General features: G+C 66.3%; 22 protein-coding genes. 14 read left to right on the top strand and 8 right to left on the bottom strand.

From position 1 onward, the window contains the following. Positions 1–137 precede the first annotated feature (137 nt). The 12 genes from DFK10_RS03220 to DFK10_RS03165 are packed head-to-tail and all read left to right on the top strand — an operon-like array spanning position 138 to position 9,245. Complete coding sequence (locus DFK10_RS03220; protein WP_109386502.1) at positions 138–734, top strand: head-tail connector protein; 597 nt, start codon at positions 138–140, stop codon at positions 732–734. Then, on the top strand, positions 734–1,069 hold the full coding sequence (locus DFK10_RS03215; protein ID WP_109386500.1) for a head-tail adaptor protein: 336 nt from the start codon (positions 734–736) through the stop codon (positions 1,067–1,069). The genes DFK10_RS03220 and DFK10_RS03215 overlap by 1 nt, the downstream gene beginning before the upstream one ends. Beyond that, positions 1,066–1,476 (top strand): DUF3168 domain-containing protein, encoded by a 411-nt coding sequence (locus DFK10_RS03210; RefSeq protein ID WP_109386498.1) that lies wholly within the window; start codon positions 1,066–1,068, stop codon positions 1,474–1,476. Before DFK10_RS03215 ends, DFK10_RS03210 begins: the two co-directional genes overlap by 4 nt. Positions 1,477–1,502: 26 nt before the next feature. Then, a complete protein-coding gene (locus tag DFK10_RS03205) occupies positions 1,503–1,919 on the top strand; it encodes a phage major tail protein, TP901-1 family (RefSeq protein WP_109386496.1) in 417 nt (138 codons plus the stop codon). Next, positions 1,919–2,233 carry a gene transfer agent family protein gene (locus DFK10_RS03200; protein ID WP_109386494.1) on the top strand — a complete coding sequence of 105 codons (315 nt, stop codon included), beginning with the start codon at positions 1,919–1,921 and terminating at the stop codon, positions 2,231–2,233. The genes DFK10_RS03205 and DFK10_RS03200 overlap by 1 nt, the downstream gene beginning before the upstream one ends. A 5-nt stretch (positions 2,234–2,238) precedes the next feature. Then, complete coding sequence (locus tag DFK10_RS03195; protein ID WP_109386492.1) at positions 2,239–2,433, top strand: rcc01693 family protein; 195 nt, start codon at positions 2,239–2,241, stop codon at positions 2,431–2,433. After that, positions 2,420–3,079 carry a phage tail tape measure protein gene (locus DFK10_RS03190; protein WP_109386490.1) on the top strand — a complete coding sequence of 220 codons (660 nt, stop codon included), beginning with the start codon at positions 2,420–2,422 and terminating at the stop codon, positions 3,077–3,079. Before DFK10_RS03195 ends, DFK10_RS03190 begins: the two co-directional genes overlap by 14 nt. Before the next feature lie 10 nt (positions 3,080–3,089). Then, positions 3,090–3,722, top strand: a complete 633-nt coding sequence (locus DFK10_RS03185) for a DUF2460 domain-containing protein (RefSeq protein WP_109386645.1) — start codon at positions 3,090–3,092, stop codon at positions 3,720–3,722. Beyond that, complete coding sequence (locus DFK10_RS03180) at positions 3,719–4,597, top strand: DUF2163 domain-containing protein (protein WP_109386488.1); 879 nt, start codon at positions 3,719–3,721, stop codon at positions 4,595–4,597. Before DFK10_RS03185 ends, DFK10_RS03180 begins: the two co-directional genes overlap by 4 nt. Continuing rightward, a complete protein-coding gene (locus DFK10_RS03175) occupies positions 4,594–5,037 on the top strand; it encodes an NlpC/P60 family protein (RefSeq protein WP_109386486.1) in 444 nt (147 codons plus the stop codon). The genes DFK10_RS03180 and DFK10_RS03175 overlap by 4 nt, the downstream gene beginning before the upstream one ends. A gap of 3 nt (positions 5,038–5,040) precedes the next feature. After that, positions 5,041–8,946 carry a baseplate multidomain protein megatron gene (locus tag DFK10_RS03170; protein WP_109386484.1) on the top strand — a complete coding sequence of 1,302 codons (3,906 nt, stop codon included), beginning with the start codon at positions 5,041–5,043 and terminating at the stop codon, positions 8,944–8,946. Next, entirely contained in the window at positions 8,946–9,245 is a 300-nt protein-coding gene (locus tag DFK10_RS03165) for a DUF7742 family protein (protein WP_109386482.1), read from the top strand. The genes DFK10_RS03170 and DFK10_RS03165 overlap by 1 nt, the downstream gene beginning before the upstream one ends. On the opposite strand, the gene DFK10_RS03160 is transcribed toward DFK10_RS03165, so the two are convergent. Beyond that, a complete protein-coding gene (locus tag DFK10_RS03160) occupies positions 9,246–9,584 on the bottom strand; it encodes a TraR/DksA C4-type zinc finger protein (protein WP_235866751.1) in 339 nt (112 codons plus the stop codon). Between the two features lie 82 nt (positions 9,585–9,666). Between DFK10_RS03160 and cysE the strand changes: the two genes are divergently transcribed. Both cysE and DFK10_RS03150 read left to right on the top strand, forming a co-directional pair. Beyond that, entirely contained in the window at positions 9,667–10,476 is an 810-nt protein-coding gene (gene cysE, locus DFK10_RS03155) for a serine O-acetyltransferase (protein ID WP_109386478.1), read from the top strand. A 25-nt stretch (positions 10,477–10,501) separates the two neighbouring features. Then, on the top strand, positions 10,502–11,704 hold the full coding sequence (locus tag DFK10_RS03150; protein ID WP_109386476.1) for a permease: 1,203 nt from the start codon (positions 10,502–10,504) through the stop codon (positions 11,702–11,704). Here DFK10_RS03150 and DFK10_RS03145 read toward each other — a convergent pair. From DFK10_RS03145 to DFK10_RS03115, 7 genes are all read right to left on the bottom strand, one after another. Next, on the bottom strand, positions 11,701–12,033 hold the full coding sequence (locus DFK10_RS03145; RefSeq protein ID WP_109386474.1) for a carboxymuconolactone decarboxylase family protein: 333 nt from the start codon (positions 12,031–12,033) through the stop codon (positions 11,701–11,703). The genes DFK10_RS03150 and DFK10_RS03145 overlap by 4 nt on opposite strands. Positions 12,034–12,277: 244 nt before the next feature. Further along, a complete protein-coding gene (locus tag DFK10_RS03140; RefSeq protein WP_109386472.1) occupies positions 12,278–13,585 on the bottom strand; it encodes a pyruvate dehydrogenase complex dihydrolipoamide acetyltransferase in 1,308 nt (435 codons plus the stop codon). Between the two features lie 12 nt (positions 13,586–13,597). Then, entirely contained in the window at positions 13,598–14,965 is a 1,368-nt protein-coding gene (locus DFK10_RS03135) for a pyruvate dehydrogenase complex E1 component subunit beta (RefSeq protein ID WP_109386470.1), read from the bottom strand. A gap of 15 nt (positions 14,966–14,980) precedes the next feature. Continuing rightward, positions 14,981–15,991, bottom strand: a complete 1,011-nt coding sequence (pdhA, locus tag DFK10_RS03130; RefSeq protein ID WP_109386468.1) for a pyruvate dehydrogenase (acetyl-transferring) E1 component subunit alpha — start codon at positions 15,989–15,991, stop codon at positions 14,981–14,983. Between the two features lie 144 nt (positions 15,992–16,135). Next, on the bottom strand, positions 16,136–16,435 hold the full coding sequence (locus tag DFK10_RS03125) for an FtsB family cell division protein (protein WP_109386466.1): 300 nt from the start codon (positions 16,433–16,435) through the stop codon (positions 16,136–16,138). A 98-nt stretch (positions 16,436–16,533) separates the two neighbouring features. After that, on the bottom strand, positions 16,534–17,424 hold the full coding sequence (locus DFK10_RS03120; protein WP_109386464.1) for a fructose bisphosphate aldolase: 891 nt from the start codon (positions 17,422–17,424) through the stop codon (positions 16,534–16,536). Positions 17,425–17,506: 82 nt separating this feature from the next. Then, complete coding sequence (locus DFK10_RS03115; protein WP_109386462.1) at positions 17,507–18,682, bottom strand: phosphoglycerate kinase; 1,176 nt, start codon at positions 18,680–18,682, stop codon at positions 17,507–17,509. Between the last annotated feature and the right edge of the window lie 111 nt (positions 18,683–18,793).

Genomic DNA, 18,793 nt, shown 5'->3' with positions numbered 1-18,793 from the left:
CGCCCCCCGGCCCGGGCGCAGGCACGGCGCGGGGCACCCCCGTGTTGTCCAGCTGCTTCCTTCCGTCCGAGCGATGCGGGGGGTCTGCGCCCGGGCACCAATCCCAAGAAACGACAAGCCGTTTTCGGAGAAAGCTGATGATGTTGATCGAAGAGACCACGGTGCCGCAAAGCGCCCTACCGGTGGGTTTGTTCAAAGAGCACCTGCGCCTTGGGTCGGGCTTTTCCGATGACGGTTTGCAAGACGGCCTGCTGGAGGGGTTCCTGCGCTCGGCCATGGCGGCGATCGAGGCGCGCACCTCCAAGGTGCTGATCGAGCGCGATTTCGCGCTGACGCTGTCGGCCTGGGCCGAGCCGGGTCAACAGCCGCTGCCAGTGGCCCCGGTCAGTGCCGTGGCCGAGGTGGCGCTGCTGGACCGGACCGGGCAGGAACACCCTGTCAATGCGGCCGCCTGGCGCCTGCGTCCGGACATGCAGCGCCCGGTTCTGCTGGCCACGGGAAGCGGATTGCCCGCGATCCCCCAGGCCGGGTCGGTCCGGCTGCGGTTTCTGGCCGGGTTCGGTCCGGATTGGTCCGACCTGCCCAGCGACCTGCAACAGGCGGTGATGCTGCTGGCGGCGCATTACTACGAATACCGCCACGAAACCCAATTCGATGGGGGCTGCATGCCTTTTGGGGTGACGGCGCTGATCGAACGCTATCGCAGCCTGCGTATTGGCCGGGGGTTGGTGTGATGACCATTCGGCTGAACAGGAAACTGACGCTTGAGGCGCCGATGCGCGTCGCCGACGGGGCCGGGGGCTTCGAGACGGTCTGGCAATCTCTGGGCACGCTCTGGGCTCAGGTCGAGGCCCGCACGGGCCGCGAGACCGCCGGGGCCGCCATGCCGCTGAGCCGCGTGCGCTTTCGCATCACGCTGCGTGCCGCGCCGATCGGGGCGTCTTCGCGCCCGCAACCGGATCAACGCTTTCGCGAGGGAACGCGGGTCTATCGCATACAGGCGGTCAGCGAAGACGATGCCGACGGCCGCTACCTGGTGGCAGATGCCGAGGAAGAGGTGATCGCATGAGCTATGCCATTTCCGCCGCCCTGCAAACGGCGATCTACCAGGCGCTCTCTGCCGATGCGGATGTGACCGCGCTGGTCGGCACTGACATCTACGACGCGCTGCCTGCGGGCACGGTGCCGTCGCTTTACATCGCGCTTGGCCCCGAAAAGGCCAGTGATGCCTCGGATCAGACGGGCCGTGGCGCGCGGCACGACTTTACCGTTTCGGTGGTGACGGACAGCGCCGGTTTCGCCAGCGCCAAGGCCGTGGCCGCCGCCGTGTCCGACGCGCTGGTCGACGCGCCGCTGATGCTGAGCCGTGGCCGCCTGGTGTCGCTGCGATTCCACCGCGCCAAGGCGGTGCGCGTCAGCCCCGGCGACGAGCGCCGCATCGACCTGACCTTCCGCGCCCGCGTGGACGATGACTGACCCTCAAAACCATTGGAGTAAGACACATGGCAGCCCAGAACGGCAAGGACCTCCTTATCAAGATCGACATGACCGGCGATGGACAGTTTCAGACGGCGGCGGGCCTTCGGGCCACACGCATCGCCTTCAATTCCGAAAGCGTGGATGTGACCAGCATCGAGAGCACTGGCGGTTGGCGTGAATTGCTGGGTGGGGCGGGGATGAAATCCGCCGCGATCAGCGGCTCGGGCGTGTTTCGTGACGAAGCAACCGACGAGCGCGTGCGCCAGATCTTCTTCGACGGTGAAACTCCTGATTTCCAGGTGATCATTCCCGGATTCGGCACGGTCGAAGGGCCGTTCCAGGTGGGGGCGATCGAATATGCCGGCAACCATGATGGCGAAGCCACCTACGAGCTGTCGCTGGCTTCGGCGGGCGCGGTCGATTTCACGCCGCTGCCGTGATGGTGAACCCGCAGGCAGGAGAGGTCGCGCTGGTGATCGACGGGCAGGCCCATGTCTGCAAGCTGACCCTGGGTGCGCTGGCCGAGCTGGAGCATTCCCTGGGAGGCGAGAGCCTGCCCGACCTGGTGCGCCGCTTCGACGAGGGGCGCTATTCCAGCCGCGACGTGCTGGCATTGATCGTGGCGGGGCTGCGGGGCGGTGGCTGGCAGGGCGGGCCGGGCGACCTGGTGCGCGCCGAGATCGAGGGCGGGGTCGTGCGGGCCGCACAGGTGGCGGCCGAGCTGCTGGCCCGCGCCTTTGCGGTGCCGGGGTAGGGGCGATGGACTGGGCGGCATTGATGCGCGCGGGACTTGGCGCGCTGGGCCTGCGCCCGGCCGAGTTCTGGGCGCTGACCCCGGCAGAGCTGTGGCTGATGCTGGGGGCCGACATGACCGCTGCGCCTATGGCCCGCCAGCGCCTTGAGGAATTGAGCCGGGCCTTCCCGGACGAAGGAGCAAGAGATGGACGAGATTGACGGTCTGGACGATTTCGAAAGCGAGGCAAAGGTGCTGGAACAAACCCTTGGCTCGGTCACCGCGCTGACGGATGCCTTCGAGGGGCAGCTGCGCCGCACCCAATCGGCGCTGACCGAAACGACGCGGGACCTGGGTAACCTGGAACGCGGCTTTTCCGGCGGGTTGCGGCGGGCCTTCGACGGGCTGGTCTTTGACGGCATGAAACTCTCGGATGCGCTGTCGACCGTGGCCGAGGCCATGTCGCGCACGGTCTACAACAACGCCATGCGCCCGGTGACCGACCATTTCGGGGGCCTGCTGGCCGATGGGGTCAATTCGCTGGTCTCGGGCCTGATGCCCTTTGCCAAGGGCGGCGCAATCTCGGATGGGCGGGTCCTGCCTTTTGCCCGTGGTGGCGTGGTTGATCGCGCCACGACCTTTCCCATGCGTGGCGGAACCGGCCTGATGGGTGAGGCGGGGCCAGAGGCGATCATGCCGCTGACCCGTGGTGATGACGGCCGCCTCGGGGTCCGCGCCCAGGGTGGCGGGACCGTCAACGTCACCATGAACATCCAGACCCCCGACGTGGCCGGGTTCCAGCGTAGCCAGGGCCAGATCGCCGCGCAGATGACGCGCCTTGTGGCGCGCGGTCAACGCAACCGCTGAGGAGGCAGCCATGAATTTCCACGAGATCAGGTTTCCCGCGTCGCTGAGCTTCGGCTCGATCGGCGGGCCCGAGCGCCGGACCGAGGTGGTCACGCTCGCCAACGGGTTCGAGGAGCGTAACACGCCCTGGGCCCATTCGCGGCGTCGCTATGATGCAGGGATGGGGTTGCGCTCGCTCGACGATGTCGAGGCGCTGGTGGCCTTCTTCGAGGCGCGCCAAGGCCAGCTGTTCGGCTTTCGCTGGAAGGATTGGAGCGATTTCAAGTCCGCACGCCCGTCGCAAGAGATCGACGGCGGCGATCAGCTTCTGGGCGTCGGGGATGAGGTTCGGACGGAATTCCAATTGGTTAAGACCTACCGTTCAGGTGAAAACAGCTATATGCGCCCGATCTCGAAACCGGTTGCCGGTCGCGTGCATGTCCAGGTCAGCGGCGATCCCGTGCAGGACGGGGTGGATTACGAGATCGACCTGACCACCGGGGTGATCACCTTCGCCCATCCGCCCGATCTGCAGGCCGAAGTCACGGCCGGGTTCGAATTCGACGTGCCCGTGCGCTTCGATATCGACCAGATCCGCACCAGCGTCGCCAATTTTCAGGCGGGCGAGGTTCCGGACGTGCCGGTTGTCGAGGTGCGGGTATGAGCGGGCTAATCGATCACCTGGCCACCGGATTGACGACGACCTGCTGGTGCTGGGCCATTGTCCGAACTGACGGCGTGACCTTCGGCTTTACGGATCACGACTTGAACCTTGAGTTTGAAGGGATTGAATTCAAGGCGCAATCCGGTCTCACGGCCCGTGCTGTCATGGCCGGAAGCGGGCTGTCGGTGGACAACAGCGAGGCCATGGGCGCGCTGAGCGATGCCGCCGTCACCGAGACAGATATCGAGGCGGGTCGCTACGACGCCGCCGAAGTGCGGCTCTGGCAGGTCAACTGGGCGGACCCTGAACAGCGCGCTTTGCGGTTCCGCGGCCATATCGGAGAGCTGCGCCGCAAGGCAGGCGCCTTTCATGCCGAGCTGCGTGGGCTGACCGAGGCGTTGAACCAGCCTCAGGGTCGGGTCTACCAGGCGCCCTGTGCTGCGGTTCTGGGGGACGCGCGCTGCGGGGTTGACCTGAGCGAGCCGGCCTACAGCGTCGAGGCGGAAATCGACGCCGTCGACGCGGCACGGGTGTTCCACTTTTCCGGGCTGGACGGGTTCGAGCCCGATTGGTTCACCCGCGGCACGCTGAACGTGCTGACTGGCCCGGTCGCGGGGTTGTTCCAGCCGATAAAGCAGGACGATGTCGCGGGCGACGGGACGCGCACGGTCGGACTCTGGCAGCCCCTTGGGGCAGCGCCACAGGTCGGAGACCGGGTGCGGCTGGTGGCGGGTTGCGACAAGAGGGCGGCAACCTGCCGGTTGAAATTCAGCAATTTCATAAACTTCCAGGGCTTTCCTCATATTCCGGGCGAAGATTGGCTGATGCGGGTGCCACGGCGCGGCGACAGCAATTCCGGCGGGAGCCTGGCGTGAGGGCCGCGCTTGTCTCGATCGCGCGGGGCTGGATCGGCACGCCCTATCATCATCAGGCCTGCCTGCGCGGTGTCGGGTGCGATTGCCTCGGCTTGATCCGGGGCGTCTGGGCCGAGGCGACCGGAACGCCCCTGCTGGATGTGCCGCCCTACACGCCGGACTGGTCGGAGCCGCAAGGCCAAGAGACCCTGGCCGCCGGGCTGGCGGCACGTCTGGTGCAGACCCCGCCCGAGGCCGCCCGTCCGGGCGATGTGCTGCTGTTCCGGATGCGACATGGCGCCGTGTCCAAGCATCTGGGCCTGATGACCGAGGCCGGTCCGCGTCCGCGTTTCATTCATGCCTACCAGGGTCATGGCGTGATCGAGGCCGATCTGTCGCCCCCCTGGCGGCGTCGCCTCGTTGCGGCGTTCGCTTTTCCCGTTTCCAACCAAGAGGAGTAACCCATGGCCACGATCGTTCTTTCTGCGGCCGGCATGGCGGTCGGCGGTGCCGTTGGTGGTTCGGTCCTGGGGCTGAGCTCGGCGGTGATCGGGCGCGCCGTGGGCGCGACGCTGGGGCGGATGCTGGACCAGCGCCTGCTGGGCGCTGGCAGCGATGCGGTCGAGGTGGGCCGGTTGGACCGGCTGCGTCTGACCGGCGCCAGCGAAGGCACGGGGATCGCCCAGCTTTTTGGCCGCATGCGCATTCCCGGTCAGGTCATCTGGGCCACGGAGTTCGAGGAAACCCGCCATCGCACCGGGGGCGGCAAGGGTGCGCCGCAAGGCCCGGCGACCGTCGAATACAGCTATTCAATAAGTCTGGCGATTGCGCTTTGCGAGGGCGAGGTCGCCCGCGTCGGCCGGGTCTGGGCCGATGGGCGGGAAGTCTCGCCCGAGGATCTGAACCTGCGGCTGCATCCCGGCACCCCCGATCAACTGCCCGACCCCAAGATCGAGGCGGTCGAGGGGGCAGGCCTGGCGCCGGCCTATCGCGGCACGGCCTATGTGGTGCTTGAGGATCTGCCGCTTGCGCAATTCGGGAACCGGGTGCCGCAATTCACCTTCGAGGTGATGCGCCCGGACCAGGGCGATGTGGCGCATCCGGGGATCGACAAGGCGATCCGGGGGGTCTCCTTGATCCCCGGCACAGGGGAATACGCGCTCGCGACAACGCCGGTCTTCCTCGATCACGGGTTCGGGAATCGCAAGGCGGCAAATCTGAACGCCGCCTCGGGCAAGACCGACATGCTGGCCTCGCTCGACGCCTTGCAGGAGGAGGTGCCCAATTGCGGGTCGACGGCGCTCGTCGTTTCGTGGTTCGGCAATGACCTGCGCTGCGGCGAATGCAGCCTCAAACCCAAGGTCGATCAGAAAGAGGCCGACGGGCGTGGGATGCCGTGGCAGGTTTCCGGGCTGGCGCGTGCAGAGGCTGACGAGGTTGCCACGCAGGATGGCACCAAGCTATACGGCGGCACTCCGGCGGACGCGGCGGTGATCGAGGCGATCACCGAGCTGCGCGCGCGGGGCCTGTCGCCGGTCTTCTACCCGTTCATCCTGATGGACCAGGTTGCGGGAAATACGCTGACCGATCCCTGGACGGGCAGCGAGGGCCAGCCGCATCTGCCGTGGCGGGGGCGCATCACCAGCGCGCTGGCGGCGGGTGTTGCGGGCAGCCCCGATGGCACGGGGCAGGCCGATCAGGAGGTTGCGACCTTCCTTGGCAACGCCCAGCCCGCCGATTTCACGATCAGCGGCCAGACGGTCAGCTACAGTGGTCCGCCCGAGTGGTCGTATCGGCGCTTCATCCTGCACTACGCGCATCTCTGCGCCGCCGCCGGCGGTGTCGATGCGTTCCTGCTGGGCTCCGAGCTGCGTGGGTTGACCCAGATCCGGGGCGCGTCCGGGTTTCCCTTCGTCGCCGGGCTTGTCGATCTTCTGCAAGAGGTGCGCGCCATCCTCGGGCCGGAGTGCAGGATCAGCTATGCCGCGGACTGGAGCGAGTATCACGGCTACCATCAGCCGGGCACCGCCGACAAGCTGTTCCATCTCGACCCGTTCTGGGCGCATCCCGACTGCGATTTCATCGGGATCGACAATTACCTGCCCCTGAGCGACTGGCGCGAGGGCGAGGCCCATGCCGACGCCCATTGGGGCAGCATCTACAATCCCGACTACCTGCGGGCCGGGATCAAAGGGGGCGAGTATTACGACTGGTACTACCATTCCCCAGAGGCCGAGGCGGCACAGATTCGCACGCCGATCACCGATGGCGCCGGCGAGCCATGGATCTGGCGGGCCAAGGACATTCGGGGCTGGTGGCAGAACCCTCATCATGACCGGGTGGATGGGGTGCGGCAAAGCCATCCCACCGCCTGGCAGCCGGAAAGCAAGCCGGTCTGGTTCACCGAGATCGGCTGTCCGGCGGTCGACAAGGGCACCAACCAACCCAACCGGTTCGTCGATCCGAAATCCTCGGAAAGCGGGCTGCCGCGGGCCTCGACAGGTGTGCGGGACGATTTCATCCAGCGCCAATACCTCTCGGTTCTGCTGGACCACTATGCCTCCGAGGCGGGCAACCCTGTCTCTTCGGTGACGGGTCAGAGCATGGTCGATACCGGGCGCATCCATGTCTGGGCCTGGGATACGCGGCCGTTTCCGGCCTTTCCGGGCCGGGCGGACCTGTGGTCGGATTCCGAGAACTACACGCTCGGGCACTGGATCAACGGACGGGTCATGGCCCGGTCGCTGGCCTCGGTCGTGGCCGAGATTTGCGCCCGCGCCGGGATCGCGGATGTCGATGTCAGCCAGCTTTACGGCGTGGTGCGGGGCTATACCGTGGCCGAGGTCGAGACCGGGCGCGCGGCCTTGCAGCCGTTGATGCTGGCCTATGGGTTCGACGCCCTGGAACGGGACGGCAAGTTGATTTTCCGCAGCCGGTCCGGACGGGCCGCGACGGCGGTTGATCGCGGTGAGTTCGCCCAGGCCGTGGACGAGGCCGGCGCAATCGAACTGACCCGCGCTCAGGCCCCCGAGATCGTCGGGCGCGTCCAGCTGGCCCATGTGGAGGCGGATGGCGACTATGAAATCCGTGCGACCGAGGCCGTCCATCCGGGTGACGCGACCCCCACCACCGCCCGCAGCGAGTTGTCGCTGGCCCTGACGCCGGGAGAGGGGCTGAGGATCGCCGAGCGCTGGCTGGCCGAGGCGCGACTGGCTCGCGATACGGCGCAATTCGCCCTGCCGCCGTCGCGCGCCGAAATCGGACCGGGCGACGTGGTGCGTTTGCCCGAAGGGCAGGGGGGCTGGCTCTTTCGTGTCGACCAGGTGGAACAGACCGACCGGCAGCTTCTTGAGGCGGTGCGGATCGACCCCTCGGTCTATACCCGCCATCCGGTGCCGGGCACGGCGCCGGTCCTGTCGCCCTATGTGGCGCCGATCCCGGTGGAGCTGATGCTCATGGACCTGCCGTTGATGCGCGGTGACGAGGACGAGATCGCCCCCCATGCCGCCGTCAGCGGCGTGCCCTGGCCGGGCAGCGTGGCGCTTTACACGTCAGACCAGGACGCGGGATACGAGTTGGGCCGGATCCTGCATGACCCGGCGGTGATCGGCGTGACCGAGACCGAGATGACCAGCGCCCCGCCAGGCGTCTGGGACGCGGGCCCGGCATTGCGGGTGCGGCTGATCCGGGGCACGCTGGACAGCCTGCCCCGTGCGCAGGTGCTGGGCGGCGGCAACCTGGCCGCCATCGGCGATGGTAGCGTCGATGCATGGGAAGTGTTCCAGTTCGCCGAGGCCACGCTGGTCGGCGAGCGGACCTATGACCTGCGCTTGCGTCTGCGCGGGCAGGCGGGCAGCGACGGGCTGATGCCCGCAGCTCGGCCCGTGGGATCAATTTTCGTGCTGATGGATGCCGTGCCCGGGCAACTGGCGCTGGCCCCCGCCGCACGCGGCACCCTGCGTCACTACCGTTATGGACCGGCGACCCGGCCCATGTCCGACCCGAGCTACCAGTATCGCGCCGAGAGTTTCCGCGGCAACGGGCTGCGGCCTTACCCGGTGGCGCATCTGCGCGCCCGGTCCGGCAGCGGCGGCGATCTGGCTTTGAGCTGGATCAGACGGACCCGGATCGACGGCGACAGCTGGGACCAGGCCGAGGTGCCGCTGGGCGAAACCGCCGAAAACTACCGCGTGCAGGTGCATGCGGGCGAAACCCTGCTGCGCGAAGTTACCCGGTCCAGTCCGGAGTGGACTTATAGCGTCGGGGACCAGGCCAGTGACGGGGCGTCCGGCGAGATCACGATCTCGGTGGCGCAACTCTCGGACCGCTACGGCCCCGGTCCGGCCCGGTCGGTGGTCGTCACGCTCTGATGCGGCAGCCGGGGTGGCATGACCTCGATGCGGGGGTGCGGGTTTTGCTGGCCCGACCTCGGGTCGAATGGCCGTCTGTGGCGGCGGCCCTGGTGCGAGAGGCGCATCTGTCGGATCGCTTGCGCAAGCGTCTGCGGCGTCCGGTCGCCGGGCGCGGCTGCGGCTCGCTCGCCTCCGAGGCCATGGGCTGGCGGCGCAGCCGCGAAAGGCGGGGCTGCGACACCGCCTATTGCGATGCGCTGGTCGTCTTGCTGACGGCCCTGGATAAATGGCGCCGTGACCCGGATCGCCGCCGCTGATCAGCCCCTTGTGCAGGACAGGCAGCGGGGCAGGGTCGGGTCGGCGCGCAGCCGGTCCAACCCCAGGGCTTCGCCGCAATCGGTGCAATACCCGTATTCGTCCTCGGCGATCCGGGCCAGGGCCGCCGCGATCCGGCGCCGTTCCCCCGCGCGGCGCGCCGCCTGCGCCTTGGCCATGGCCTGGTTCTGCAGTGCATCCATCCGACTGAGCCGCCCGACCGCCTGCTGGTCGAGTTCGACCGTCTTCTGACCGTCCGAGCCGCGCGCATCCTCCTCGTCCAGCGCCGCCAGCCGGTCGAGAAGCGCCTGTTTCAATTCGACGATTTCGCGGTCATCCATTTCAGTGACCTTTTCCATCACGGGTTTATTCTTGGCCAACCCACCCTATCTGGGATAGGAGTGGCCGAAAAGGAGGCGCCTCATGGCACAGCCGAACCCCAAACTTGCCCAGCTGGATCCGGTCTGGGCGCGGATCACCGCCGAGGCCGAGCAGGCCATATTGGACGAGCCGCTGATGGGCGGCCTGATCCATGCCTGCGTGTTGCATCACAAGACGCTGGAAAAGGCGCTGTCCTATCGCTTCTCGGCCAAGCTGAGCTCCAATGAAATGAGCATGGTCCTGCTGCGCGAGATCGCCGAAGAGGCCTATGCCGATGCGCCCGACCTGGTCGAGGCCGCCCGCGCGGACCTGGCCGCGATCCAGGAACGCGACCCGGCCTGCCACCGCCTGTTGCAGCCGATCCTCTACTACAAGGGGTTCCAGGCGATGCAGGCCTATCGTCTGGCCCATTACCTGTGGGACAAGGGCCGCCGCGACCTGGCCTATTTCGTGCAGATGCGCAGTTCCGAGGTCTATGGCGTGGACATCCACCCCGGCGCCCGCATGGGCAAGGGGATCATGATCGACCACGCCCATTCCATCGTGATCGGGGAAACCGCCGTGGTGGGCGACAATGTCTCGATGCTGCATTCGGTGACGCTGGGCGGGACCGGCAAGGAAGAGGAAGATCGCCACCCCAAGATCGGCGACGGCGTCCTGATCGGGGCCGGGGCCAAGGTGCTTGGCAATATCCGCGTCGGCTGCTGCTCGCGTATCGCGGCCGGCTCGGTCGTTCTGAACGATGTGCCCGAAAAGACCACCGTGGCCGGCGTCCCGGCCAAGGTGGTGGGCGAGGCGGGCTGTGCCCAGCCGGCCATCACCATGGACCAGATCCTGAAAGCGGGGCCGTGATGGCCAACCATCTGCCCCACACGGTTTGACCGCCGAGTTCCTGACGCTCTGGGCGGATGCGGCGCTGACCAGTGCCGGGTTCTTCTGGATGGCGTTCTGGGCCTTCGGGCTGGGCTATGTCATCAGTTCCGCCATCCAGCTGTTCGTGGGCCGCGCCCAGATGCGCCGTGCCATGGGCGACAAGCAGGCCCGCGCGGTGGCGCTGGCCACGTTTTTCGGGTTCATTTCCTCCTCCTGCAGCTTCTCGGCCCTCGCCACGACGCGGGCGCTTTTCGCCAAGGGGGCAGGGTTCATCCCCGCCATGGCGTTCCTTCTGTCCTCGACCAACCTGGTGATCGAGCTGGGCATCGTGATCTCGGTTTTCCTGAGCTGGCACTTCGTGGTGGCCGAATATGTCGGTGGGCTCCTGCTGATCCTCGCCATGTGGGGCATCGTTGCCCTGACCCGGCCCCGGCGCCTGATCGGGGCGGTGCGCGAGCGCTTGCAGGCCGACACGGACGAGGCCGATGCCGACCCGGCGGACCTGCTGAAGAGCCGGGCGGTCTGGTCGGACCTGGCAGGGCGCTATTTCGGCGAATGGCACATGGTCTGGAAGGACGTGACGGTGGGCTTCACCCTGGCCGGGATCATTGCCGTGTTCGTTCCGGCCGCGTTCTTCACCTGGCTGTTTCCAGGCAGCGGCGCAGGCGCCGGGCCGTTGGCCGTCCTCGGCGATGCCCTGATCGGACCGGTGGCCGCGTTCTTCACCTTCATCGGGTCGATGGGGAACATCCCGCTGGCCGGGCTCTTGTTCGCCAACGGGGTCAGCATGGCCGGCGTGCTTGCCTTCATCTTTTCCGACCTGGTGGTGTTTCCGGTGATCCGGGTGCACGCGACCTATTACGGCTGGCGCATGGCGCTCTATATCGCGGCGGTGTTCCTTGCGGCGCTGGTCGCGGTGGCGCTTGTGCTGCATTACGGCTTTCACGCGCTGGACATGGTCCCCGAGGCGGGGACCGCCAGCCGCCGTGCCCCGGAAGAGCGGTTCTCAGTGGATTACACCTTCTGGCTCAACCTCGTCTTCGGGGCGATCACAGCCGCCTTCGGCTGGCTGGCCTGGAGGCGCCGGGGCCACGGTCATCGGCATGACCACAGCCATGGCGGCGGGCTGGACCGGGTGTTGTTCTGGCTGGCCTGCCTGGCCTGGCTTTGGCTGCTGGCGGGGCTGGGGCTGGCCGCTGTGCTCTAGGCCAGCTGGTCGAAAGCCTCCATCGCCTTGGCGCCATACATGTAGCCCGGCCCGCCATTCATCAGCACGCAGACATTGACCGTTTCGGCGACCTCGTCGTGGCTGGCGCCTGCGTGAATTGCAGCCTTGATATGAAAGCCGATGCAATCGGTGCACTGCTTGGAAATCGCGATGGCCAGCGCGATCAGCTCCTTTTCCTTGGTGGCCATGGCGCCGGGGGCCAGGGCGGCCTCGTGGAGGGCATGGAAGCCTTTTGCCGTATCGGCCTGTTCGGCGCGCATGGGGCGCAGGATGCCGGTGGTGTGGCGCAGCTCGTCTTTCCAGTTCATCGGGGGGATCCTTTGTTGCAGTCGGCCCTGACTAGATGGGCCGATCAGGCCGTTCCTTGCGCCAGATCAAAGGCTTGTGAAAAGGTGCGCCTGCGGCGCGCAGGATTCTTGAGTGTGGGGGCGCTGCCCCCGCCCGCCCTGCGGGCGGCCCCCCCGGAGTACTTGTGGCGAGATGAGAGAGTTGGCACGAAAAAGGGCCGCGCCCGGTGCGGGAGCGGCCCTGTCATGGTCGAGATGCAGGCGGTCAGGCGAGCATGGTCATCGGGTTTTCGAGATTGTCCTTGATGGCGGCCAGAAATTCGGCCCCCAGCGCCCCGTCGATGACCCGGTGATCGACCGAAAGCGTGGTGGACATCACCGTGGCCACGGTCAGTTCGCCATCTTCTCCGACAACGGGTTTCTTGACGCCGGCGCCCACGGCAAGGATCGCGCCATGCGGCGGGTTGATGACCGCGTCGAAATTCTCGATCCCGAACATGCCGAGATTGGAGATGGCGAAGCTGCCGCCGACATATTCATGCGGCGCAAGCTTGCCGTCGCGGGCGCGGGTGGCGAGATCCTTCATCTCGGCAGATAGCGAGGAGAGGGATTTCTGCTCGGAATCCTTCAGAACCGGCACGAAAAGCCCGCCATCGACGGCCACGGCGACGCCCACATCCGAGGGCTTGAGCTTGAGAATCCGGTCTCCGGCCCAGACGGCATTGGCGTCGGGCACGGTTTGCAGTGCCAGCGCGCAGGCCTTGATGATGAAGTCGTTGACGCTGAGCTTGATGCCACGCGGCTCCAGCTGCTTGTTGAGCTGGCTGCGGAATTTCAGCAGCGCATCGAGCTGGATATCCCGGCGCAGGTAGAAATGCGGGATGGTCTGCTTGGCCTCGGTCAGGCGGGCGGCGACGGTCTTGCGCATGCCGTTGAGCGTGACTTCCTCGTAGTCGCGCCCCTCGAACATCTTGCGCACGGCGTCGGCCCCCGGCCCGGCGGGCAGGGCGGCGGCAGCGGCCGGTGCGGCGGCTTCTTCTGCGGCGGCGGGCGCCTTTGCGGCCTGAGGCTGGGCGCTTTCGACATCGGCCTTGATGATGCGGCCGCGCGGGCCCGAGCCGCTGATCTGCGCAAGGTCCAGCCCCTTGTCGGCGGCGATGCGGCGCGCCAGGGGCGAGGCGAAGATGCGTTCGCCGTCCTTTTCCGGGGCGGGCGGCGCGGCCTGCGCCGGGGTATCGCCGGCGGGTTTCGCGCGCTCTTGCGTGCTTTCCTCGGCGGCCGGGGCCGCTTCGGGGGCAGGGGCGCTGGCCTCGGCGCTGGACATGTCCTCGCCCTCTTCGCCGATCACGGCGATCGGGGTGTTGACCTTGACGCCCTCGGTGCCTTCCTCGACCAGGATCTTGCCGATGACGCCCTCGTCGACGGCCTCGAATTCCATCGTGGCCTTGTCGGTTTCGATCTCGGCCAGCAGGTCGCCGGCATTCACGGTGTCGCCCTCTTTGACCAGCCATTTGGCGAGCGTGCCTTCCTCCATGGTGGGGGACAGGGCGGGCATGAGGATTTCGGTAGCCATGTCTGACGCTCCTTACCGGTAGGTGACTTGGTTCACGGCCTCGATGACCTCGTCCGTGGTCACCAGCGCGTGGCGTTCGAGATTGGCCGCATAGGGCATCGGCACATCCTTGCCGCAGACGTTCAGGACCGGCGCATCGAGATAATCGAAGGCATGGGTCATGACATGGGCGGAGAGGTGGTTGCCGATGGCGCCCACGGGCCAGCCTTCCTCGACGGTGACCATGCGGTTGGTCTTGCGCACGCTGTCGAGCACGGTGTCGTAATCGAGCGGACGCAGGGTCCGCAGGTCGATCACCTCGGCGTCAACGCCTTCTTCAGCAAGCTTTTCCGCGGCTTCCATGGCGTAGCTCATCCCGATGCCAAAGCTGACGATGGTCACGTCCTTGCCTTCGCGGGCGATGCGGGCCTTGCCGAAGGGGATGGTGAAATCATCCAGCACCGGCACTTCGAAGGAGCGGCCATAAAGGATCTCGTTTTCCAGGAAGATCACCGGATTGGGGTCGCGGATCGCGGATTTCAGCAGGCCCTTCGCGTCGGCGGCGGTATAGGGCATCACGACCTTGAGGCCGGGAATATGCGCATACCAGGCGGCGTAATCCTGGCTGTGCTGCGCGGCGACGCGGGCGGCGGCGCCATTGGGGCCGCGGAACACCATGGGCGCGCCCATCTGGCCGCCGGACATGTAGAGCGTCTTGGCCGCCGAGTTGATGATCTGGTCGATCGCCTGCATGGCGAAGTTGAAGGTCATGAACTCGACGATGGGCTTCAGCCCGCCAAAGGCGGCGCCGACGGCGATGCCGGCAAAGCCGTGCTCGGTGATCGGCGTGTCGATCACGCGCTTTTCGCCGAACTTGTCCAGAAGGCCCTGGCTGATCTTGTAGGCGCCCTGGTATTCGGCGACCTCTTCCCCCATCAGGAAGACGCCGTCGTCGCGCTCCATTTCCTCGACCATGGCGGTGTTGAGCGCCTCGCGCACGGTCATGGTCGTCATTTCCGTGCCCTCGGGCCAGTCCGGGCTGCGGTCGGCCTTGGCCGGCACAGCGGCAGGCTGCTGGGCCATGGGCTGATCCTTGGTGACCTCTTCCTTGGTCTCGGTGGCCGCGTCAGAGGCGGTCTCGGCGTTGGACATGTCCTCGCCCTCTTCGCCGATCACGGCGATGGGAGTGTTGACCTTGACGCCCTCGGTGCCTTCTTCGACCAGGATCTTGCCGATGACGCCCTCGTCGACGGCCTCGAATTCCATCGTGGCCTTGTCGGTTTCGATCTCGGCCAGGATGTCACCGCTGTTCACGGTGTCGCCTTCCTTGACCAGCCATTTGGCAAGCGTGCCTTCTTCCATCGTGGGCGAGAGGGCGGGCATGAGAATTTCGGTAGCCATGTCTGTGATCCTCCCTCAGGCTTCCTGCGGAATTTCGTCCGCGTAGATATCCGTCCAAAGCTCTTCGAGCGCGGGCTCGGGGCTTTCCTTGGCGAACTCGGCGCTTTCGTTGACGATTTCCTTGATTTCCTTGTCGATCGCCTTGAGGTCTTCCTCGCTGGCATGGTTGCCGTCCAGCAGCATGGTGCGAACATGCTCGATCGGGTCGCGTTCCTCGCGCATTTTCTGCACCTCCTCGCGGGTCCGGTATTTCGCCGGGTCCGACATGGAGTGGCCGCGATAGCGGTAGGTCTTGATTTCAAGGATGTAAGGGCCCTTGCCAGAACGGCAGTGCGCAACGGCCTTCTCACCGGCGGCCTTGACGGCCAGCACGTCCATGCCGTCGACCATCTCGCCGGGGATACCGAAGGCCTCGCCGCGCTTGTAGAGATCCGGGGTCGAGGTGGACCGTTTCTGCGCGGTGCCCATGGCATACTGGTTGTTCTCGATCACGAAGATCACCGGCAGATCCCACAGGGCGGCCATGTTGAAGGTCTCGTAGACCTGGCCCTGGTTGGCGGCGCCGTCGCCGAAATAGGTGAAGGTCACACGGTCGTTTTCGCGGTACTTGTCGGCGAAGGCCAGACCGGCGCCCAGCGGCACGTTGGCGCCGACGATACCGTGGCCGCCGTAGAAGTGCTTTTCCTTCGAGAACATGTGCATCGAGCCGCCCTTGCCGCGCGAATAGCCATCCTCGCGGCCGGTCAGTTCGGCCATGACGCCCTTGGGGTCCATGCCACAGGCCAGCATATGGCCGTGATCGCGGTAGGTGGTGATGCGCTTGTCGCCCTCTTCGGCGGCAGCTTCGAGCCCGACCACGACCGCTTCCTGACCGATATAGAGGTGACAGAACCCGCCGATCAGGCCCATGCCGTAAAGCTGGCCGGCCTTTTCCTCGAATCGGCGGATCAGCAGCATGTCCTTGTAATAGGCTTTCAGCTCATCGGCTGAAATGTTTGGTTTCTTTGCGGTTTTCTTCGCGGCCATGGGTCCTCCCCCTTACGCGGAATGGATAGTTTAGTATTAAACTATCCCTACAAGAGGGGCATCCAAAAATCTACCGGCAATATCGGGGCAGGCGGCTGGCGGCGTGAAAACCCGCGTTGCGCGGGCTGCATGGCTTGGGCGGCGTCAGCGAATGACGATCTCGTCGGCGCGGATCAGGCCCAGTACATCGCGGGCCCGTTCGTCCAGCAGGTCGAGGTCGAGATAGGTGTCGGACAGGCGTCGCGTCAGGTTCTCCATCCGGGCGACCTCGGCCTCCAGCACGGCCAGTTCCTCGGCCAGAACGCGGCCCTCGGCCTCGATCTCGGCGCGTTTGAACACGCCGTAGTCACCCTGCACCGCGGCAAAGGTGAAATAGAGCCCCAACAGCAGGAGCGTCGTGAAGTAGAGGATCACGCCCAGGGGCGCGCGTCTGCGTGTGCTCATGGTTCTGCCTCGGTGCGGCGGGGTCTTTTCGCCCCGCTCACCGACCAGAATCGCATGTTTGATTCGCTTTGTGAATCCCCTTTTTCAGGGGGCTCGGATCAGGTTGCGGATGCCCCGTAGATGCTGTCGATCGAGGCGGCGAGGGTCGCGTCGAAATCGGCGTCCGACTGCTTGGCCGACAGTCCCTCGGCCAGGGCCCGGCTGAAACTGGCGATCATGCCTTCGTTCTGCGCCAGCAGGGCGTTGGCCTCGTCCCGGCTGTAGCCGCCCGACAAGGCCACGACCCGCATGACCTTGGGGTGGTCGATCAGCGGCTTGTAGTGGTTCGCCTTGGTCGGCAGGGACAGTTTCAGCATCACCTCCTGCCCCTCGGGCAGGGCGTCCAGAGCGGACAGGATTTCGGCCAGCAGCATGTCCTCGGCCTCTGCCTTGTCGGCGATCGAGATGGTTACCTCGGGTTCGAGGATCGGCATCAGCCCGTGGCGCATGATCTGTTCGCCATACTGGAATTGCTGGGCCACGTTGGCGCGGATGCCCTCGGCATTGGCCGCGTCGATGACCGAGCGCATCTTGGTGCCAAAGACCCCGTGGCTGACCGCGCGTTCGCACAGGGTGTCCAGCGTCGGGATCGGCTTCATCAGGCGCACACCGTTGGCTTCTTCTTCAAGCCCCTTGTCCACCTTCAGGAACGGCACGACGCCGCGCTTTTCCCACAGGAATTGCGCACTGGGCATGCCGTCGATCTCGCGGTCCATGGTCATTTCGAACAGGATCGCGCCGATAACCTTGTCGCCGGTGAATGCGGGGGATTTGACGATGCGCGAGCGCATGGCGTGGATCATGTCGAACATCTCGGCCTCGCCGGAATATTCGCTTTCCTCGACTCCATACTGGGCCAGCGCCTTGGGGGTGGAACCGCCCGACTGGTCCAGCGCCGCGATAAAGCCGGTGGCGTTGCGCATCTGGTCGGCTTGGGCTTGGTCGGTCATGGTCTGGCTCCGTGCTTTGTCTGTTCCTGCGTCTTCTAAGGCAAGGGGCGCCGGCCCCGCAATCATGGTCGCGCTAACGGCGTCAGGATGGCTCCAGCGCGGCGACGCCGGGCAGGGTCTTGCCCTCCATCCATTCCAGGAAGGCCCCCCCGGCGGTCGAGATATAGCTGAAATCCTGCGCGGCCCCGGCCTTGTTGAGCGCGGCCACGGTGTCGCCCCCGCCTGCGACCGAGACCAGCTGGCCCGCTTTGGAAAGCTCGGCCGCTCGGGCGGCGGCGGCATTGGTGGCCGCATCGAAAGGCTCGATCTCGAAGGCGCCCAGCGGGCCGTTCCAGACCAGCGTTTTCGCGCCCTCCAGCGCCGAGACCACCGCCTTGACCGCTTCGGGCCCGGCATCGAGGATCATGGCATCGGCCGGGCAGGCGTCAGCGGCGACGACCTCATGTGCCGCGCCGGCCTTGAACTCGCGCGCGACCACGACATCCGAGGGCAACAGGATGGAGCAGCCGCCGGCCTCGGCCTTGGCCATGATCTCGCGCGCGGTCTCGGCCAGGTCATGTTCACAAAGCGACTTGCCCACGTCGATGCCCTTGGCCGCCAGGAAGGTATTGGCCATGCCGCCGCCGATCACCAGCGTATCGACCTTTTCGATCAGGTTGCCCAGCAGGTCCAGCTTGGTCGACACCTTGGCTCCGCCCACCACGGCCACCACCGGCCGCTCGGGCGTACCGAGCGCCTTTTCCAGCGCGCCCAGTTCCTGCGCCATCAGCCGGCCCGCGCAATTGGGCAGCAGGTGCGCCACGCCCTCGGTGCTGGCATGGGCGCGGTGCGCGGCGGAAAAAGCATCGTTGCAATAGATGTCACCGAGGCTGGCCAGGAACCGGGCCATCTTCGGGTCATTATCGGTTTCCATGGGGCTGAACCGGGTGTTCTCCAGCAGAATGACACCTTCTGCGCCGTCAATGGCGCCCCTGTCGGGCCGTTCGATGAAGGTCACGTCGCGGCCCAGAACCTGTTCCAGCGCGGGCTGGACAAGGCGCAGGGACATATCGGGGTTGGGCTGGCCCTTGGGTCGCCCGAAATGGGCCAGCAGCACCGGCTTGCCCCCCTTGGCCAGAATATCGTCGATGGTGGGCCTGATCCGCTCGATACGGGTGGTGTCGGTGACCCGGCCATCCTCGACCGGCACGTTGATGTCCACGCGGGTCAGCACGGTCTTGCCGTTCAGGTCCATGTCGTCGAGGGTCTTCCAGCTCATCTCGTCTTCTCCCGCTGTGGATCAAGGCTGATCGGGGTGATGTGCTTTTCCGCCCGTCGCGTCAACCTCCTGCCTTGGCAAGGGCCGGGGGGCGGCATAGGTTGCCCGATA

This window comes from Salibaculum griseiflavum (assembly GCF_003129565.1).
GTDB lineage: Bacteria > Pseudomonadota > Alphaproteobacteria > Rhodobacterales > Rhodobacteraceae > Salibaculum > Salibaculum griseiflavum.
The sequence above is the reverse complement of the archived record's forward strand: the minus strand, read 5'-3'. Positions and strand labels throughout refer to the sequence as shown.

Excerpts from the sequence above, each read along its gene's own strand:
- DFK10_RS03190 (WP_109386490.1), top strand. The coding sequence starts at position 2,420 with ATGGACGAGATTGACGGTCTGGACGATTTCGAAAGCGAGGCAAAGGTG.
- DFK10_RS03165 (WP_109386482.1), top strand. The coding sequence starts at position 8,946 with ATGCGGCAGCCGGGGTGGCATGACCTCGATGCGGGGGTGCGGGTTTTG.
- DFK10_RS03170 (WP_109386484.1), top strand. The coding sequence starts at position 5,041 with ATGGCCACGATCGTTCTTTCTGCGGCCGGCATGGCGGTCGGCGGTGCC.
- DFK10_RS03210 (WP_109386498.1), top strand. The coding sequence starts at position 1,066 with ATGAGCTATGCCATTTCCGCCGCCCTGCAAACGGCGATCTACCAGGCG.
- DFK10_RS03185 (WP_109386645.1), top strand. The coding sequence starts at position 3,090 with ATGAATTTCCACGAGATCAGGTTTCCCGCGTCGCTGAGCTTCGGCTCG.
- DFK10_RS03160 (WP_235866751.1), bottom strand. The coding sequence starts at position 9,584 with ATGGATGACCGCGAAATCGTCGAATTGAAACAGGCGCTTCTCGACCGG.
- DFK10_RS03135 (WP_109386470.1), bottom strand. The coding sequence starts at position 14,965 with ATGGCTACCGAAATTCTCATGCCCGCCCTCTCGCCCACGATGGAAGAA.
- pdhA (WP_109386468.1), bottom strand. The coding sequence starts at position 15,991 with ATGGCCGCGAAGAAAACCGCAAAGAAACCAAACATTTCAGCCGATGAG.
- DFK10_RS03195 (WP_109386492.1), top strand. The coding sequence starts at position 2,239 with ATGGACTGGGCGGCATTGATGCGCGCGGGACTTGGCGCGCTGGGCCTG.
- DFK10_RS03205 (WP_109386496.1), top strand. The coding sequence starts at position 1,503 with ATGGCAGCCCAGAACGGCAAGGACCTCCTTATCAAGATCGACATGACC.
- DFK10_RS03120 (WP_109386464.1), bottom strand. The coding sequence starts at position 17,424 with ATGACCGACCAAGCCCAAGCCGACCAGATGCGCAACGCCACCGGCTTT.
- DFK10_RS03215 (WP_109386500.1), top strand. The coding sequence starts at position 734 with ATGACCATTCGGCTGAACAGGAAACTGACGCTTGAGGCGCCGATGCGC.
- cysE (WP_109386478.1), top strand. The coding sequence starts at position 9,667 with ATGGCACAGCCGAACCCCAAACTTGCCCAGCTGGATCCGGTCTGGGCG.
- DFK10_RS03180 (WP_109386488.1), top strand. The coding sequence starts at position 3,719 with ATGAGCGGGCTAATCGATCACCTGGCCACCGGATTGACGACGACCTGC.
- DFK10_RS03200 (WP_109386494.1), top strand. The coding sequence starts at position 1,919 with ATGGTGAACCCGCAGGCAGGAGAGGTCGCGCTGGTGATCGACGGGCAG.
- DFK10_RS03145 (WP_109386474.1), bottom strand. The coding sequence starts at position 12,033 with ATGAACTGGAAAGACGAGCTGCGCCACACCACCGGCATCCTGCGCCCC.
- DFK10_RS03140 (WP_109386472.1), bottom strand. The coding sequence starts at position 13,585 with ATGGCTACCGAAATCCTCATGCCCGCCCTGTCCCCCACCATGGAGGAA.
- DFK10_RS03115 (WP_109386462.1), bottom strand. The coding sequence starts at position 18,682 with ATGAGCTGGAAGACCCTCGACGACATGGACCTGAACGGCAAGACCGTG.
- DFK10_RS03220 (WP_109386502.1), top strand. The coding sequence starts at position 138 with ATGATGTTGATCGAAGAGACCACGGTGCCGCAAAGCGCCCTACCGGTG.
- DFK10_RS03125 (WP_109386466.1), bottom strand. The coding sequence starts at position 16,435 with ATGAGCACACGCAGACGCGCGCCCCTGGGCGTGATCCTCTACTTCACG.